Origin of the sequence: Pseudomonas sp. ES4, from assembly GCF_050586665.1 — a bacterium.
GTDB classification, from domain to species: Bacteria; Pseudomonadota; Gammaproteobacteria; order Pseudomonadales; family Pseudomonadaceae; genus Aquipseudomonas; species Aquipseudomonas frederiksbergensis.
This window is the reverse complement of sequence record NZ_JBOBDO010000008.1, coordinates 128,871-144,368: the sequence shown is the minus strand read 5'-3', so window position 1 is coordinate 144,368 and position 15,498 is coordinate 128,871. Positions and strand designations below refer to the sequence as shown.

General features: G+C 59.8%; 14 protein-coding genes. 5 read left to right on the top strand and 9 right to left on the bottom strand.

What is annotated here, in order from left to right; all coding sequences use genetic code 11:
* Nucleotides 1-7: 7 nt before the first annotated feature.
* On the bottom strand, nucleotides 8-1,354 hold the full coding sequence (gene algB / locus ACQ4OB_RS12050) for a sigma-54-dependent response regulator transcription factor AlgB (RefSeq protein WP_074872282.1): 1,347 nt from the start codon (nucleotides 1,352-1,354) through the stop codon (nucleotides 8-10).
* A 436-nt stretch (nucleotides 1,355-1,790) separates the two neighbouring features.
* On the opposite strand from algB, the gene ACQ4OB_RS12045 reads away from it, so the two are divergent.
* From ACQ4OB_RS12045 to ACQ4OB_RS12025, 5 genes are all read left to right on the top strand, one after another.
* Nucleotides 1,791-2,078 carry a hypothetical protein gene (locus tag ACQ4OB_RS12045; protein ID WP_074872280.1) on the top strand — a complete coding sequence of 96 codons (288 nt, stop codon included), beginning with the start codon at nucleotides 1,791-1,793 and terminating at the stop codon, nucleotides 2,076-2,078.
* 80 nt (nucleotides 2,079-2,158) lie between these two features.
* A complete protein-coding gene (locus ACQ4OB_RS12040; protein ID WP_003177151.1) occupies nucleotides 2,159-2,323 on the top strand; it encodes a DUF1328 domain-containing protein in 165 nt (54 codons plus the stop codon).
* Nucleotides 2,324-2,325: 2 nt separating this feature from the next.
* The gene (locus ACQ4OB_RS12035) at nucleotides 2,326-2,790 is read left to right on the top strand and encodes an inhibitor of vertebrate lysozyme family protein (RefSeq protein ID WP_430955740.1); all 465 of its coding nucleotides are present in this window, start codon (nucleotides 2,326-2,328) and stop codon (nucleotides 2,788-2,790) included.
* Between the two features lie 709 nt (nucleotides 2,791-3,499).
* The gene (gene gltP / locus ACQ4OB_RS12030) at nucleotides 3,500-4,831 is read left to right on the top strand and encodes a glutamate/aspartate:proton symporter GltP (protein ID WP_074872276.1); all 1,332 of its coding nucleotides are present in this window, start codon (nucleotides 3,500-3,502) and stop codon (nucleotides 4,829-4,831) included.
* Nucleotides 4,832-5,052: 221 nt separating this feature from the next.
* On the top strand, nucleotides 5,053-6,282 hold the full coding sequence (locus ACQ4OB_RS12025; protein WP_074872274.1) for a nucleoside recognition domain-containing protein: 1,230 nt from the start codon (nucleotides 5,053-5,055) through the stop codon (nucleotides 6,280-6,282).
* Between the two features lie 138 nt (nucleotides 6,283-6,420).
* On the opposite strand, the gene ACQ4OB_RS12020 is transcribed toward ACQ4OB_RS12025, so the two are convergent.
* The 8 genes from ACQ4OB_RS12020 to ACQ4OB_RS11985 form a co-directional block, all read right to left on the bottom strand.
* The gene (locus ACQ4OB_RS12020; protein WP_074872273.1) at nucleotides 6,421-7,062 is read right to left on the bottom strand and encodes an ABC-type transport auxiliary lipoprotein family protein; all 642 of its coding nucleotides are present in this window, start codon (nucleotides 7,060-7,062) and stop codon (nucleotides 6,421-6,423) included.
* Entirely contained in the window at nucleotides 7,059-7,997 is a 939-nt protein-coding gene (locus ACQ4OB_RS12015; RefSeq protein WP_102615788.1) for an MlaD family protein, read from the bottom strand. Before ACQ4OB_RS12015 ends, ACQ4OB_RS12020 begins: the two co-directional genes overlap by 4 nt.
* 1 nt (nucleotide 7,998) lies before the next feature.
* Nucleotides 7,999-8,802, bottom strand: a complete 804-nt coding sequence (locus ACQ4OB_RS12010; protein ID WP_074872269.1) for an ABC transporter ATP-binding protein — start codon at nucleotides 8,800-8,802, stop codon at nucleotides 7,999-8,001.
* Nucleotides 8,799-9,947, bottom strand: a complete 1,149-nt coding sequence (locus ACQ4OB_RS12005) for an MlaE family lipid ABC transporter permease subunit (RefSeq protein ID WP_430955739.1) — start codon at nucleotides 9,945-9,947, stop codon at nucleotides 8,799-8,801. The genes ACQ4OB_RS12010 and ACQ4OB_RS12005 overlap by 4 nt, the downstream gene beginning before the upstream one ends.
* 54 nt (nucleotides 9,948-10,001) lie before the next feature.
* Nucleotides 10,002-11,030 carry a DUF5924 family protein gene (locus ACQ4OB_RS12000; protein WP_074872266.1) on the bottom strand — a complete coding sequence of 343 codons (1,029 nt, stop codon included), beginning with the start codon at nucleotides 11,028-11,030 and terminating at the stop codon, nucleotides 10,002-10,004.
* 237 nt (nucleotides 11,031-11,267) lie between these two features.
* The gene (locus ACQ4OB_RS11995; RefSeq protein ID WP_430955738.1) at nucleotides 11,268-12,644 is read right to left on the bottom strand and encodes a M16 family metallopeptidase; all 1,377 of its coding nucleotides are present in this window, start codon (nucleotides 12,642-12,644) and stop codon (nucleotides 11,268-11,270) included.
* 195 nt (nucleotides 12,645-12,839) lie between these two features.
* A complete protein-coding gene (locus ACQ4OB_RS11990) occupies nucleotides 12,840-14,498 on the bottom strand; it encodes a Na/Pi cotransporter family protein (protein WP_074872263.1) in 1,659 nt (552 codons plus the stop codon).
* A gap of 213 nt (nucleotides 14,499-14,711) precedes the next feature.
* Entirely contained in the window at nucleotides 14,712-15,479 is a 768-nt protein-coding gene (locus ACQ4OB_RS11985) for a TerC family protein (protein WP_074872261.1), read from the bottom strand.
* Nucleotides 15,480-15,498 lie beyond the last annotated feature (19 nt).

Genomic DNA, 15,498 nt, shown 5'->3' with positions numbered 1-15,498 from the left:
AGACAGCTCACAAGTTGTACTGCTTGCGTTTTCGGTACAGCGTCGAGGCATCGATACCCAGGGTCTTGGCGGCCTGGTCCAGCGTATCTGCCGTGGCGAGGACCGCTCCGATGTGGGCTTTTTCCAATTCATCCAGGCTCAGCGCAGCGCCGATGCGAGGCGCGTTGTTCACCGGGGTTTCAGCCATGCCCAAGTGAGTGATCTCGACCCGTTCCTGTGGGCAAATGATGCTTGCCCGCTCCACAACGTTGCGCAGTTCGCGAATATTCCCCGGCCAGCGGTAACCGAGCAGCGCTTCACGGGCGTCATCGCTGAAACCCCGAGCCGGGCGTGCGTATTCCTTGACGAAACGGGCCAGAAAGCGATCGGCCAGATTCAGGATATCCTCCCTGCGCTCGCGCAGTGGCGGCAGGTGCAAGGTGATGACGTTCAGGCGGTAGAGCAAATCTTCACGGAAACGGCCGTCGCGGACCATGTCTTCGAGGTTCTGGTTAGTGGCCGCGAGGATGCGCACATCGGCGCGGCGGGTGATGGGGTCGCCCACCCGTTCGTATTCTTTATCCTGGATAAAACGCAACAGTTTTGGTTGCAAAACCAATGGAAAATCGCCGATCTCGTCAAGAAACAGCGTTCCCCCGTCGGCCTGGTTGACCCGCCCCAGAGTACTTTCGCTGGCCCCGGTGAACGCGCCACGACTGTGGCCGAAGAGCTCGCTTTCCATGAGTTCGGCGGTCAGGGACGGGCAGTTGATCGTGATGCAGGATTTCTTCGAGCGCTTGCTCCAGCCGTGAATGGCCTGGGACAGCTCGCCTTTACCGGTGCCAGACTCGCCGAGAATCAAAATGTTGGCATCGGTGTTGGCCACCTGGCGGGCGGTTTCGAGCACGACTTTCATCGCCGGGCTGTGAGAGTCCAGGCCATCCTTGGGTTTGCGCACTTCGCCTTCAAGAGCTTCCAGGCGTGCCGACAGTTGCCGCACTTCCAGTTGCTTGGCGGTGGCCAGGCGTAATTGGTCGGGGCTGCAAGGCTTGACCAGATAGTCAGCGGCCCCGGCCTGAATGGCATCGACCGCCGTGTCCACGGCCGAGTGAGCGGTGACGATCACTACTCTCATCCAGGGCGCCTGAATGCGCATTTGAGCCAGCACATCAAGGCCGTTGTCTTCCCCCAGGCGCAGATCGAGGAAACACAGGTCGAACACTTGACGCTGAAGCAGTGCATCAGCCTGAGCGGCGCTGTTGGCGGTAGCGACGCTGTAGCCTTCATCTTCGAGGCAATAACGAAACGTACGCAGGATGGCGGACTCATCGTCCACCAGCAGAATGCGGCCTTGATGCTCAGTGGCTGACTCCATTTTCCTACGCTCCTTAATGAATAATCTTGGTTAGTCCCGGAATAATCGGGCAAGTTGCATGGTTGATTCTGGTCGATTTCAGCCACAGCAGCGTAGCTTTCCCCTCACCCTACGGCTAATCGCCTGATTTTGTTGTTTTTTTATCAGATAGCCGGTTCGCAGGCGATTGCCGGTGTCCCCTTGTGACATCCATGTCCCCCTCGCAATTCAAAAATGTTGAAAGTTCCTACACAGCCCATCGTGCATTACGCACGACTTCCAAAGGGCCATCGTGCAGGATGCGTCCGCCACGTTTTCCACACCACTGATAACTAATTGATTTAATTGGATTTTTTTATCTCAAAAAGCTGGCATGGCGCCTGCAACACTCTGATTACCCGGGGCCTTCAAGATGTCGCCCCTAACAAAATCACCACAGAGTGGGAGGAGCTTCAGGATGAGTCGCCAACGTGCCGCCCAGTTGCGTATCTCGCCACTGCATATCCAGCAAGGTCTGTTTGCTGTTCTGGCGCTACTGATCACCTTGATCGCCGGCCAGCAGTTTCAGCGTTGGGAGCAGAACCAACAGCAAGAAGCGCCACGCTTGTCGTTTCAACAACCGACCCAAACCCATTTCAGTGCGGCCAGCAGCAACCAGGCTGACAGCCCCCCAATGCGAATGATGGACGTCGACCAGGCTCAGCCTGCGGATGAGATGCCTCACCAGGAACGTTGGGTGTTCTAAATACATGAACTTGGCGCGCTCGATGCGCCGGGAAACGCACCACAAGCAACACCTCTAATAGAAGTGTAAGGAGAATCACCATGTTGAGCTGGGCAATCACATTCTTGATCATTGCCATCATCGCTGCAGTACTGGGCTTCGGTGGTATCGCGGGCACCGCCACGGGTATCGCCAAGATTCTCTTTGTCGTGTTCCTGGTGATGTTCATTGCTTCCTTCTTCTTTGGCCGTCGCGGTCGAGGGTGAATATGAGCGTTTTGTTAAAGACACTGGCAGCCGCCCTGCTTCTGGGCGGTAGTGCCATGGCAACAGCGGCCAATGACGGCCAGGCGCGGGTCAATGAGTTGCTGACGGCAGACCCGCAGTACCGCGAAACCTGGCAAGGCGTGGTGAAGAAGGAAGAACGCTTGCGGGAATGGGTCATGAACCTGTCCGGCGACGCCGAGCAAATGAATGCCGTTGAAGAAGATGGTGAAAAGTATCTGGTTGGGCCGTTGTGCGAATTGCAGTCGACGTGCCTCAACAAGCGCTTGATCGTCGCCGTCAGCTTCGACAAGAAGGAAGCCTACGCCATGCTGGTCGAAGTGCCTGCGGGACTGCCGGCCGACAAGTCGCCCACGCGGCATGCCGACTACCGCTTTCTTGGAAAGCCAGACCAGGGCATGCAGGACTTGTTGATGGAACAACTGAAGAAAGATCCGAACTGGTACTGAATTCGTAACATGAAAGAAGCAGCATGGCTTCTTCCACTGCGCTACCCGAGGAGGGTAGGCGCATGATCAGGGGGCCGGGACGTTCTGCCTGTTGCAGGGGCGGAGTGACCTACGGGTACAGGGAGTGCCTGCGCAAAAGGGCCGGATCAGGCAGAAGCTGCGACGCAAGTTCGTCGGTCCCCTCGTGGATCGACGGGCTTGCGAAGAGCTTCATCAGCGCAAAGTGTTGTCCTAGAGCGTTCTGCTCGCCTCCTCCGCGCCCTCTTCGCTAATTCCTCGCAAAACCATTTCGCCGTGTTTCGTTGGTGACCGTATATCGAGAAAACTGCCACTCAAAGGCCGAGAGTTTTCGCCCTAGAACGTAGGCTTTTTCCCAAGTTTCAGTCCTCATTCCCTTGATCAAAAAACAACCAACCTCCTCTGCGATGGCCGGTTCACGGCACTTATGCCTGCCGAAATGTCGTATTCGAACCGGTTGGGACGCGAGTTTCAGTTGAAAAAGCTCATGCCGATTCGGCATAGGGTAGGCGTTTACGGCATTAGACGTCGCTTCCTTGCATCTGAATAGTTGCGCCTTTTTTCGCCTGCCAGAGAGCCGATAACAAGCGCTCCGGGGCACCTTATACGGGGGTAGATGCACAAGACTTTTTCGCCACAAGCGTTCCAGTTCTTGCATCTGCCTGAGTCAAACGCAAGTAAGGGTAAAGATATGAAGAAGGCAAAGCTTAGCCTCGCCTGGCAGATCCTCATCGGTCTGGTATTGGGGATTGCAATCGGTGCGCTGCTCAACCATTTCAGTGCCGAAAAAGCCTGGTGGATCAGCAACGTCCTGCAACCAGCAGGCGATATCTTTATCCGTCTGATCAAGATGATTGTGATCCCGATCGTGATCTCTTCACTGATCGTCGGTATTGCAGGCGTCGGCGACGCGAAAAAGCTCGGGCGTATCGGTCTGAAGACCATCATTTACTTCGAGATCGTCACCACCATTGCCATCGTGGTCGGTCTGGTGCTGGCCAACGTGTTCCATCCGGGCACCGGCATCGACATGAGCACCCTGGGTACCGTGGATATTTCCAAGTACCAGGCCACTGCCGCCGAGGTTCAGCATGAACATGCGTTCATCCAGACCATCCTCAACCTGATCCCGTCGAACATCTTCGCGGCCATGGCCCGCGGCGAAATGCTGCCGATCATCTTCTTCTCCGTATTGTTCGGCCTCGGTCTGTCGAGCCTGCAATCGGACCTGCGCGAGCCGCTGGTGAAGATGTTCCAGGGCGTGTCGGAAAGCATGTTCAAAGTCACCCACATGATCATGAACTACGCCCCGATCGGCGTGTTCGCACTGATCGCGGTGACCGTGGCCAACTTCGGCTTCGCCTCTTTGATTCCGCTGGCCAAACTGGTGATCCTGGTTTACGTCGCCATCGCCTTCTTCGCCTTCGTGGTGCTGGGCCTGATCGCTCGCCTGTTCGGCTTCTCGGTGCTCAAGCTGATGCGCATCTTCAAGGATGAGCTGGTGCTGGCCTACTCCACCGCCAGTTCCGAAACCGTGCTGCCGCGCGTGATCGAGAAAATGGAAGCCTACGGCGCGCCGAAAGCCATTTGCAGCTTCGTGGTACCGACCGGCTACTCGTTCAACCTCGACGGTTCGACCCTGTACCAGAGCATTGCGGCCATCTTCATTGCCCAGCTCTACGGCATCGACCTGTCGATCAGCCAGCAATTGCTGCTGGTATTGACCCTGATGGTCACCTCCAAAGGCATCGCCGGCGTTCCGGGTGTGTCCTTTGTGGTGCTGCTGGCCACCTTGGGCAGCGTGGGTATTCCGCTGGAAGGCCTGGCGTTCATCGCCGGTGTCGACCGCATCATGGACATGGCCCGTACCGCGCTGAACGTGATCGGTAATGCCTTGGCCGTGCTGGTCATCGCACGCTGGGAAGGCATGTACGACGATGCCAAGGGCCAGCGCTACTGGAACTCCTTGCCGCACTGGCGCAGCAAGGAAAAATTGCCAGTGGGTGAAGTTTCCAAGGGCTGATGCGTTGCCCTTGTAGGAGCGAGGCTTGTGTGGCGAGGGGGCTTGCCCCCGTTCGAGTCCGCAGCGCTCGCAAATCCGGGTCCGCTGCGCGGCCCAACGGGGGCAAGCCCCCTCGCCACAGTCGCTCCCACAAGAGCCAAAACAAACCCCGGAGAAATCCGGGGTTTGTCGTTTCTGGCTACCCCGCTATCATTCGCCGCATTCTTCGGGGGATTTAACTGATGCTCAATGGCCTGTGGCTAAGCTTCTTCATCGTGGCTGCCGTTTCGGCGCTGGCGCAATGGCTGATCGGCGGTAACGCCGGGATCTTCGCGGCGATGGTGGAAAGCATTTTTGCCATGGCCAAGTTGTCGGTCGAAGTCATGGTCCTGTTGTTCGGCACCCTGACGCTCTGGCTGGGCTTTCTGCGGATTGCCGAGAAGGCCGGGATCGTCGAGTGGCTGGCCAAAGCGTTGGGCCCGTTGTTCCTGCGGCTGATGCCGGGAGTGCCGGCCGGGCACCCGGCCATCGGCCTGATCACGCTGAACTTCGCCGCCAACGGCCTGGGCCTGGACAATGCCGCCACGCCAATCGGCCTCAAAGCCATGAAGGCGCTGCAAGAGCTCAACCCCAGCGACACCATCGCCAGCAACGCGCAGATTCTGTTCCTGGTGCTCAACGCCTCCTCCCTGACCCTGCTGCCGGTGACGATCTTCATGTACCGCGCCCAGCAAGGTGCGCCCGATCCGACCCTGGTGTTCCTGCCAATCCTGCTCGCCACCAGTTGCTCGACATTGGTCGGCCTGCTGTCGGTGGCGTTCATGCAGCGCCTGCGCCTGTGGGACCCGGTGGTGCTCGCCTACCTGATTCCCGGCGCCTTGGCCCTCGGTGCGTTCATGGCGCTGCTGGCGACGCTGTCAGCGACCGCTCTGGCCGGCCTGTCATCGATCCTCGGCAACGTGACGTTGTTCGGGCTGATCATGGTGTTTCTGGTGATCGGCGCGCTACGCAAAGTGAAGGTCTACGAAGCGTTCGTCGAAGGCGCCAAAGAAGGCTTCGACGTGGCCAAGAACCTGCTGCCGTATCTGGTGGCGATGCTGTGCGCCGTCGGCGTGCTGCGGGCATCCGGAGCGCTGGACTTTGGCCTGGACGGGATTCGGCACCTGGTGGAATGGGCCGGTTGGGACACGCGCTTCGTCGATGCGCTGCCGACCGCCATGGTCAAGCCATTTTCCGGCAGTGCCGCCCGGGCGATGCTGATCGAAACCATGAAAACCTCTGGCGTGGACAGCTTCCCGGCGCTGGTGGCGGCGACGATTCAGGGCAGTACTGAAACGACGTTCTATGTATTGGCGGTGTACTTCGGCGCGGTGGGGATCCAGCGGGCGCGGCATGCGGTGGGGTGCGCATTGCTGGCGGAGCTTGCCGGCGTTCTCGGCGCGATCGGCGTCTGCTACTGGTTCTTCGGCTAACCACAAAACCTGTAGCAGCTGGCGCAGCCTGCGTTCGGCTGCGAAGCAGTCGCAAAACCAGACACCGCGATCCACCTGATAGATGCGGGATAACGGATTGACGACTGCTTCGCAGCCGAACGCAGGCTGCGCCAGCTGCTACAAGGGATTCGCGGCGTTTCTGGCGGGCGGCGCAACTTTCTGTCCTTGCTCCACCGCCCAGCTCACCACCTGCGCCGTCAACTGGTCACTGGCCTGGCCAAACCCGGCCACCACCGCCGGTACCTGAGCATCGCTCAACGGCTGGCGCACTTCGAAGCGTCGGCTGGCGAGGATTCGCTGGTCATAACCGCGCACCAGCAACGCATCCAGTCGCACGACGACATTCGCATGCGTTCCTTGGTATTCAGTCTGAAATGCCTGCAGGCTACCGCCCAGTTCAAGATCCGCCTGGAAATTGCTGTCATCGGTGCTCAGCAATGTCACCCGACCATCACGCTGGAAACCATCCAACAGACGATTGCGCAGTAACACCGGTGCCGGGTCGCTCCAGCGTGAGGCCTTGTAGCTGCTGATCAGGTCACCTTGAGGGATCACGGCGATCCTCGAGCTGTTCAAGGCTTCGCTGGTCTGCGGCTTGGACAGGCGCAATGACCAGCGCTGCGGCGTCCCGTGACTGGCCGATGCGCTGCCCTGGGCCGAAGGCAACCGATAGACATCGGACGGCTCGGACTTGGGCAGGATCGAGCAGGCGCTGAGCACCATGAAGCTGGCGAGGAGGGTGAGGTGAAGCAGTTTCATGGCGTGAACTCCTTGTCCTTGTCATTGCCCAGCAAATAACCGGCGGGGTTGGCTTCCAGACGCTGGGAAATAGCCCGCAACGACGTCAGGGTGTCGCGCAGTTCACGCACCGCCGGGGCCAGGCCATTGAGGCCTTGCATGCCGCTGTTGATCGAGTCCTGATTGGTCGTGAGCAATGTGTTGATGGTCGCGCTGCTCTGTTCCAGCGACTTCATTGCCTGCTCGGCACTGCCGAACATCTGCTTGCCTTGATCGTTGAGCATGCCATTGGCGTTGCGCATCAGCGCCGACGTCTGCTCCAGCATGGCGCCGGCCTGCTTGCCGACCGAGGCCAGTTGCTGCATCGCCTGGCGAATATCGCCGCGCTGGTCGGCGATGGTGCCGGTGGTTTGTTCAAGATGCTCAAGGGTCTTGCTGATGCGCTCGACGTTCTGCGAAGAAAACACCTGATTGGCGTTGTGCAGCAGCATGTTCACGCCAGCCACGAGGTCGCCGCTGTCATTGAGCAAACGGGCGATGGGCGAGGGCGATGCAATGATCGTCGGCAAGTTACCGTCCTTGCCCTTGAGCGTCGGACTTTGCGGCGTACCACCGCTGAGCTGGATTATCGAAGTGCCGGTGATCCCGGTCAGCGCCAATATGGCCTGGGTGTCTTCCTTGATCGGTGTATCGCCGCCCAGGCGGATCCGCGCCAGCACCCGGCGCGGGTCTTTCGGGTCCAGACGCAAGGTCACCACGTCACCGACCTTGATCCCGCTGTACTGCACGGCGCTGCCCTTGGACAGGCCGCTGACGGCCTCGTTGAAGACGACTTCGTAATCCTTGAATTCGGTGTCGACGCTGGACTTGGCCAGCCACAAGCCGAAGAGCAGGGCGCCCGCCACCACAATCACGGTGAACAGGCCAATCAATACATGATGAGCTCGGGTTTCCATGTCAGACCTCCTTGAGCTGTTGAGCGGCCGTCAGCGCCGCGCGGCCGCGAGGGCCATGGAAGTATTCGTGAATCCACGGATCGTCGGTTTCCGAGACCTTGTCGATGGCGTCCGCCACCAGTACTTTCTTCTGCGCCAGCACCGCCACGCGGTCGGTGATGGTGTAGAGCGTGTCGAGGTCGTGGGTCACCAGAAACACACTCAGGCCCAACGCATCGCGCAGGGTCAGGATCAATTGATCGAACGCAGCCGCGCCAATCGGATCGAGGCCGGCAGTGGGTTCGTCGAGAAACAGGATGTCCGGGTCCAGCGCCAGCGCGCGGGCCAGTGCCGCACGCTTGATCATGCCGCCGGACAGCGAAGCGGGGTACTTGTCGGCCGCCGACAGCGGCAGACCGGCCAAGGCCATTTTCACTGCCGCCAGGTGCTCGGCGTCCTCTCGGCTCAAACCGGCGTGCTCGATCAGGGGCAGGGCGACGTTCTCGGTCACGGTCAGCGAAGAGAACAGGGCGCCTTTCTGGAACAGCACGCCAAAGCGTCGTTCGACCATCGAGCGTTCGTGTTCAGGCAGCGTCGGCAGGTTTTTGCCGAAGACTTTCACCATCCCTTCGCTGGGCTGGCGCAAGCCGACGATGCTGCGCAACAGCACTGACTTGCCGCTGCCGGACCCGCCGACCACCGCCAGGATTTCGCCCTTGTGCAAATCCAGATCGAGGTTCTCGTGCACGCTCTGACGGCCGAAGCGATTACACAGACCACGGACTTCGATCACCGCCTCGGAGGGCGCTCGGGTTAGACGACTCACCAGCCCATCTCCATGAAAAACAGCGCAGCCACGGCGTCGAGCACGATCACCACGAAAATGGACTGGACCACGCTCGACGTGGTGTGCCCGCCGACGGACTCGGCACTACCGCTGACCTTGAAGCCTTCAAGACAGCCGATGGCGGCGATCAGAAACGCGAAGATCGGCGCTTTGACCATCCCCACCAGAAAGTGCTGAACACCGATGTCGGTTTGCAGCAATGACAGGAACATCGCCGGTGAGATATCCAGCGACAGCGCGCAGACTACGCCGCCGCCGATGATCCCCGACAACATCGCCAGAAAGGTCAGCATCGGCAGCGCGATCAGCAGGGCCAACACGCGCGGCACCACCAGCAGCTCCATCGGGTCGAGGCCCAGGGTGCGGATAGCGTCGATTTCTTCGTTGGCTTTCATCGATCCGATCTGCGCGGTGAAGGCACTGGCGGTGCGGCCGGCCATCAGGATCGCGGTCAGCAACACCCCGAATTCGCGCAGGAAGGAGAACGCCACCAGGTCTACGGTAAAAATACTCGCGCCGAAACTCGCCAACACCGTCGCCCCGAGAAACGCCACCACCGCGCCCACCAGAAAGGTCAGCAGGGCGACGATGGGGGCGGCGTCGAGGCCGGTCTGTTCGATGTGCGCGACCATCGGCGTCAGGCGCCAGCGTTTGGGGCGAAACAGGCCGCGAGCGATAGTTTCCAGAATCAGGCCGACAAAACCCAGCAGTTGCAGAGTGTCCTGCCAGACCGCGTCGACCGCGCGGCCGATGCGGGTCAGCAGTTGAATGCCGACGTTGATTTCCGGTTCCTTGATCGGCACGCAGAAGTCGGTCAGCGAGCAATAGACGGTCTGCAACAACGCGCGGTCAGCCGAGGACAGTGTGCAATCGGGATGCTCGGCGGATCGACCCAAACGCTCGGAACCCAGCAACTCCACCAGCAGCGATGCGCCAGCGGTGTCGAGCGCGCCGAGGCCGTTGAGGTCGATGTGGGTGTTGTTGTCGTATTGGCCGCGGAGCTTTTCGCTCAGGCGGCTGAGATCGGTGTAATGGGCGAGCGTCCAGTCACCCGTGACCCGCAATAGGGCAGGGCTTTGCGAGGTGTCCAGTCGGGCACTGCCAGGCAATGTGCTGCTAGTCATAAGCTCCGTGCTTGTTCGGCTATTACGCAGATCTGACTAATAGCACGAACCGCGTTACTTTTCTTTGATGGGTGTGCTGTCCTTGACCTTGAAGCGCAGCACGCCAATCAACTGACCGTCCTCGGTCAGCACCCGGACCTGCCATTTGCCTGCGGGGTTGCCGGGGAAGTTCTGCTTGTGGGTCCAGGCGCGATAGCCTTCCTTGCGCCCTCCATTGATATCCAGAGGGATACGGTCGACTTCTTTACCGTTGAACATCCAGACGTGATAAATCCGTTCGGCCAGACCTCGCGGGGCGTTGATCGCGGTGTACGCGTACAGCCCACCCCCGCGAATCTGCTCGGCGCTGACTTCTTCCAGGCTCTTGCCGGGGGTGCGGTCCTGCATTTGGGTGCTGATCGCCACATCGGTCATCCACAGGGTCGCCGGCGGAACCCAGGAGCGCAGCACCCAACCGGCGGCGCCGATGCCGACGGTGATGCTGAGAATCGCCAACGCATTGCGCACCGTGCGAATCGGGAAGATCGAGGCCAGGCTCGGGAACGACAGCAACATGGCAATGCCCAGCGCCAGCTTGAAGCTCTGGGCGGTGGTGAGGTGCAAAATGACGGGCAGGGCGGTCAGCAGGGCCGCGAACAGGGTCAGGGTGTGCAGCGCCAGGAACGCCCAGCGGCGCGGTGCCAGCCATTTGTAGTAGAGCGGGTCGATGATCGAAATCAGCGCCGCCATGCTCAGTAATCCAGTGAAGAACAACTGGCCGCTGTTCCAGGTGGTGGTGATCAAAAAGAACGGCAGGACGAAGAACAGGCTTTCCTGATGGATCATCTGCGTTGCATAACGCAGCAATGGCTGGGGTATTTCGCGCTTGAAGACCCTGGCGAACAGCTTGGTGAGGCTGTTTTCCAGCATCAGCCAGACCCAGCTGACCAGCATGATGGTGGTGATCCAGGTCGCCAGCCCCTGTTGGCGATCCACCAGCATGAAGCTGCCGACCCCTGAAATGAACCCACCGAGCGCAATGGCCCCCGGGTAGCGCTTCATCAGCTCCAGGATGCGCTGGACGTATAGGGTCAGATTAGGCATTCGGCGGTTCACAATAGTCGTGGGAAAAATCCTCGACAGGGTAACCGCCGAGAGGGCGGCGTGGCGAGGGGCTACGTCCGATTGCCCCATACAGCATTGTGGCGAGGGAGCTTGCTCCCGCTGGGGTGCGAAACGCCCCCAAAACTAATCGACGCGTATTTTCAGGCCGGTCTAGGATGCCGATTTACGACTGCTGCGCAGCCGAGCGGGAGCAAGCTCCCTCGCCACAGGGAATACTCACTTTCGGCGATGGACGCGCCAAGCCAACAGACTGAGTACAAGCAAACCGAGCACCCCGGCAATCATCCACACAAACTGATCATCACTGATCAACGGCTGTTCGATGCGCAGGTAGCCCGGCTGCATCAGCAATTCACGCATGGCCTTGTTTGCTTCTTCCAGCGTCACCCCTTGGAGTTCCTTGGCCGGGTTGGCGAAGCGGCCATTCTCATAGTCCCCAAGGGCACTCCAGTAATAATCGGCCAGCGCGCTGTTGCCTTGCACGGCCCAGGCCTGGCGGGCGATGGCGGCCTGCTTGATGCGGTTGAAAGTGTCGGCATTCAGACCGTCCCTGAGCAACCCGGCCTTCAAATCATCCAGCACCCGTTTGGCTTGGGGCACGTCGTCGCGCTCAAGGTCCGCGTTCAGGCTCATGAAGCCCACACCGCCAAACACCTCGCGCTCGGCCGAAGGCCCGTAGGACAGGCCATGGGCCAGGCGCAATTGGCGGTAGAGCGCCCAGTCCAGATAATCCTTGAGCAAGTCGAAGGTTTGGTCGTGCTGATCTTCCAGCACCGGCTCTGGCACCAGCCAATGCAACTTGGCACTGCCGCCAACCAGACCGCGACTCAGGGTGCGTTCATGGGCAGCACTGGCCTGGATCGCCGGCAGGGGCAGGTGATCAGTCGGATCGACCGCTTCAAGCGCGCCATAAGACCGCTCCAGATAGGCCGGCAGCAACCGCTCAAGGTCGCCGACGACGATCAGGGTCATGTTGTTGGGCGCGTACCAGGCCTCGCGCACCTTTTCCAGCTGATCGCGGCTCAGGTGATCGACCTCAGGCCGCTCGGGGCATTTGAGGCCCAGTTCCACCGCCAGCTGATTACTCGCCGTGTGGCCAAGATCCTGGCGATCCAGCCAGCGTTGCAGGTGCGTGTAATGGCCGCCGTCTTCACGCTCGACCACTTGTTTGGCGGCGTTGATGGCGTTGTCGTCGATTCGGGTCTGGGTCAGCAGCGCCAGCAGCAGGTCGAGGACCTTGCGCTGGTTTTTCGCCGGGGCTTCGATGACGAACGTCGTATCGGCATTGCTGGTGTAAGCGTTCCACTCTCCACCCAGGGCCTGCATGCGCTCTTCCAGCCCGCCTTCGCCCGTGGCGTCGATGCCGCTGAACAGCAAGTGCTCAAGCAGGTGCGGCAGCGCCTTTTCGGCGCAACTGAAATCATCGATGCCGACGCCGACCACCAGACGAATCGCCACATGCCCGCGCTCGGTACCGGGCTTGAGCAGCAACTGCAGGCCGTTGGGCAGCGTGTAGCCCTCGACCTGAAAGCGATCCAGGGCAAATGAAGGGAATGAGCCAAGCAACAGACAAGCGAACAACAGACAACGCATAACAAGCTTCCAGGCAACCCATCGGAGATCCGTGTCGTCAGCCAGGCCGCCATCGCGAGCAGGCTCGCTCCCACAGTGGATCTCCGGTGAAATCGGAAAGTGTGTCCGACTCAGATCACCTGTGGAAGCGAGCCTTCTCGCGATGGCGGCCTTAATGCTGAATCAATGTTACTGACTGACCACTCTGCCAGACGTTCAAGGTGAATGTGTGATGTCAGCCAAATCGTCGACCGCCAGGGCTCCGGTGTCGGAAGTTTCCAGCACCACATAGGCGCTGCTGCAAAACAGCGAATTCAGACGTTTCATGTCGGCAATCAACTCAAGGTGCAACGAGCTGGTCTCGATACTCTGCATGATCTTACGTTGCAGTCGGCTGACGTGAGCATGGGCCAGGCGCCGTTCCTGTGCGCGAAAGCGCCGTTTCTCACGCAATAACTGGCGGGCACTTTCCTTATCGGCACTAAGGAACACCGACAACCCCAGGCGCAGGTTGGATATCAATTGACTGTGCAGCCCCGCCAACTCTTCCAGGCCAGCCTCGGAAAAAGACCGACGCTGCGAGGTTTTCTGCTGCTGAACCTTGCGCAGCATGCGTTCGATGAGGTCGCTGGCGAGTTTAAGGTTGATCGCCAGCTCGATGATTTCCGCCCAACGCCGGCTGTCCTGCTCGCTGAGGTCTTCGCGGGGCATTTGCGCCAGATACAGTTTGATCGCACCGTAGAGCGATTCCACATCATCGGTCAGGCGCCGCATTTCCTGGGTCACGGCGGTTTGTTTGCCGTGCAGCACGTCGAGCATGGCTTCGAGCATGTTGTCGATCAGGTCGCCGATGCGCAGGGTTTCCCGGGCGGCATTGGCCAGTGCCAGGCTGGGCGTAACCAGCGCTGTTGGATCAAGATGCCGCGGTTTGGCAGTACCGTTGATTTGCGGGCGCTCCGGCAGCACCCACGCACAGAATTTGGCCATCGGTCCGACGCTGGGCAGCAAGATCAGGCAACGCGTGGTGTTGTAGAGCAGGTGAAAGCCAATGACCATTTCCTGAGGGCTGAAGTCCAGGCTGTCGATCCAGTGCACCAACGGTTCAAGCACCGGAATGATCAGCAACAGGCCGATCAGTTTGTAGAGCAGGCTGCCCAACGCCACCTGGCGGCCGGCGGCGTTCTGCATGCTGGTGCTGAGGAAGGCAAGGATACCGCTGCCGATGTTGGCGCCGATCACCAGACCGATGGCCACGGGCAGACTGATCACCGCAGCACCGGCCAGGGTCGCGGTCAGCAGGACGGCGGCGAGGCTGGAGTAGGAAACCATCGCAAACAGCGCGCCGACCAGGGCATCGAGCAAGATGTCGCCGGTGAGCGAAGCGAAAATCACCTTCACGCCTTGGGCCTGGGTGATCGGCGCGGCAGCCTCGACGATCAGCTGCAGCGCCAGGATGATCAGCCCCAGGCCGATACTCACCCGGCCCATCTGTCCTGCCCGGGTCTGTTTGCGCGACAGGAAGAAAATCACCCCGAGAAAGATCAGTAGCGGCGACAGCCATGACAGGTCCAGGGTCAGCACCCGCGCCATCAGCGCGGTACCGACGTCGGCCCCGAGCATGGTCGCCAGGGCCGGGGTCAGCGCCATCAGGCCCTGACCGACAAAGGAAGTGACGAGCATGGCGGTGGCGTTGCTGCTCTGGACCATCGCTGTCACGACGATCCCCGAGATGAACGCCAGCCAGCGCTTGGACATGTTCCGCCCAATCACATGGCGCAGGTTGGAGCCGTAGACCCGCAGAATGCCGGTTCGGACGATATGCGTGCCCCAAATCAACAAGGCCACGGCGGATAACAAATTGAGCAGGGTGAGCATATAGACCCCCTGTGGTGGTAGCGCCCCAAAGGGGCAAGTTGACGGTGCGGCGTGTTCTTCTACGTTCTGTACTTAAGCTGTAGTTGGCTAACGGTCTGCGCGCCAGCATCGCACAGCTAAAGAAGCGATTGAAACAAAACTGTCATGAAAACAGCTTGATGCAGATATGAAAAAGGGACCCGAAGGTCCCTTTGTCATCACATGGCATTCGGGTTACTGCCCCGGAATGTCCTTGCGCAGCTTCACCGGATCCTGCTGTTTGCGCTTTCTCGCCATGGCGGTGCGCATCTTGATGTTGATCGCTTCCACCGCCAGCGAGAACGCCATGGCGAAGTAGACGTAGCCTTTTGGTACGTGAACGTCGAGGGATTCAGCAATCAGCACAGTACCGACAATCAACAGGAACGACAGCGCCAGCATCTTCAGCGACGGGTGCTTGTCGATGAACGCACTGATGGTGCCGGAAGCCCACATCATCACCAGCACGGCCACGATGATCGCCGCGACCATGACCGGTACGTGGGACACCATGCCAACAGCGGTGATGACCGAGTCCAGCGAAAACACGATGTCGATGATTGCGATCTGAATGATGGTGTAGAGGAAGTTGCCGCCTTTGCCGCCCGGCTCCTCATTGGTTTCGTCTTCACCTTCCAGCGCGTGGTACATCTCTTGCGAGCTCTTCCACAGCAGGAACAGGCCACCGAAGAACAGGATCAGGTCACGCCCGGAAATCCCCTGGCCGAACACTTCGAACAAGTCGGCGGTAAGGCGCATGACCCAGGTGATCGACAGCAGCAACAGGATCCGCGTGATCATGGCCAGTGCCAGGCCGAAAATCCGGGTGCGCTGTTGCATGTGCTTGGGCATGCGGCTGACCAGGATCGAAATCATGATGATGTTATCGATACCCAGGACGATTTCCAGGGCGGTCAGGGTAAAGAAGGCAACCCAGATTTCAGGGTTGGTCAGCCATTCCATGTGTATTCCTTTGTGCGAG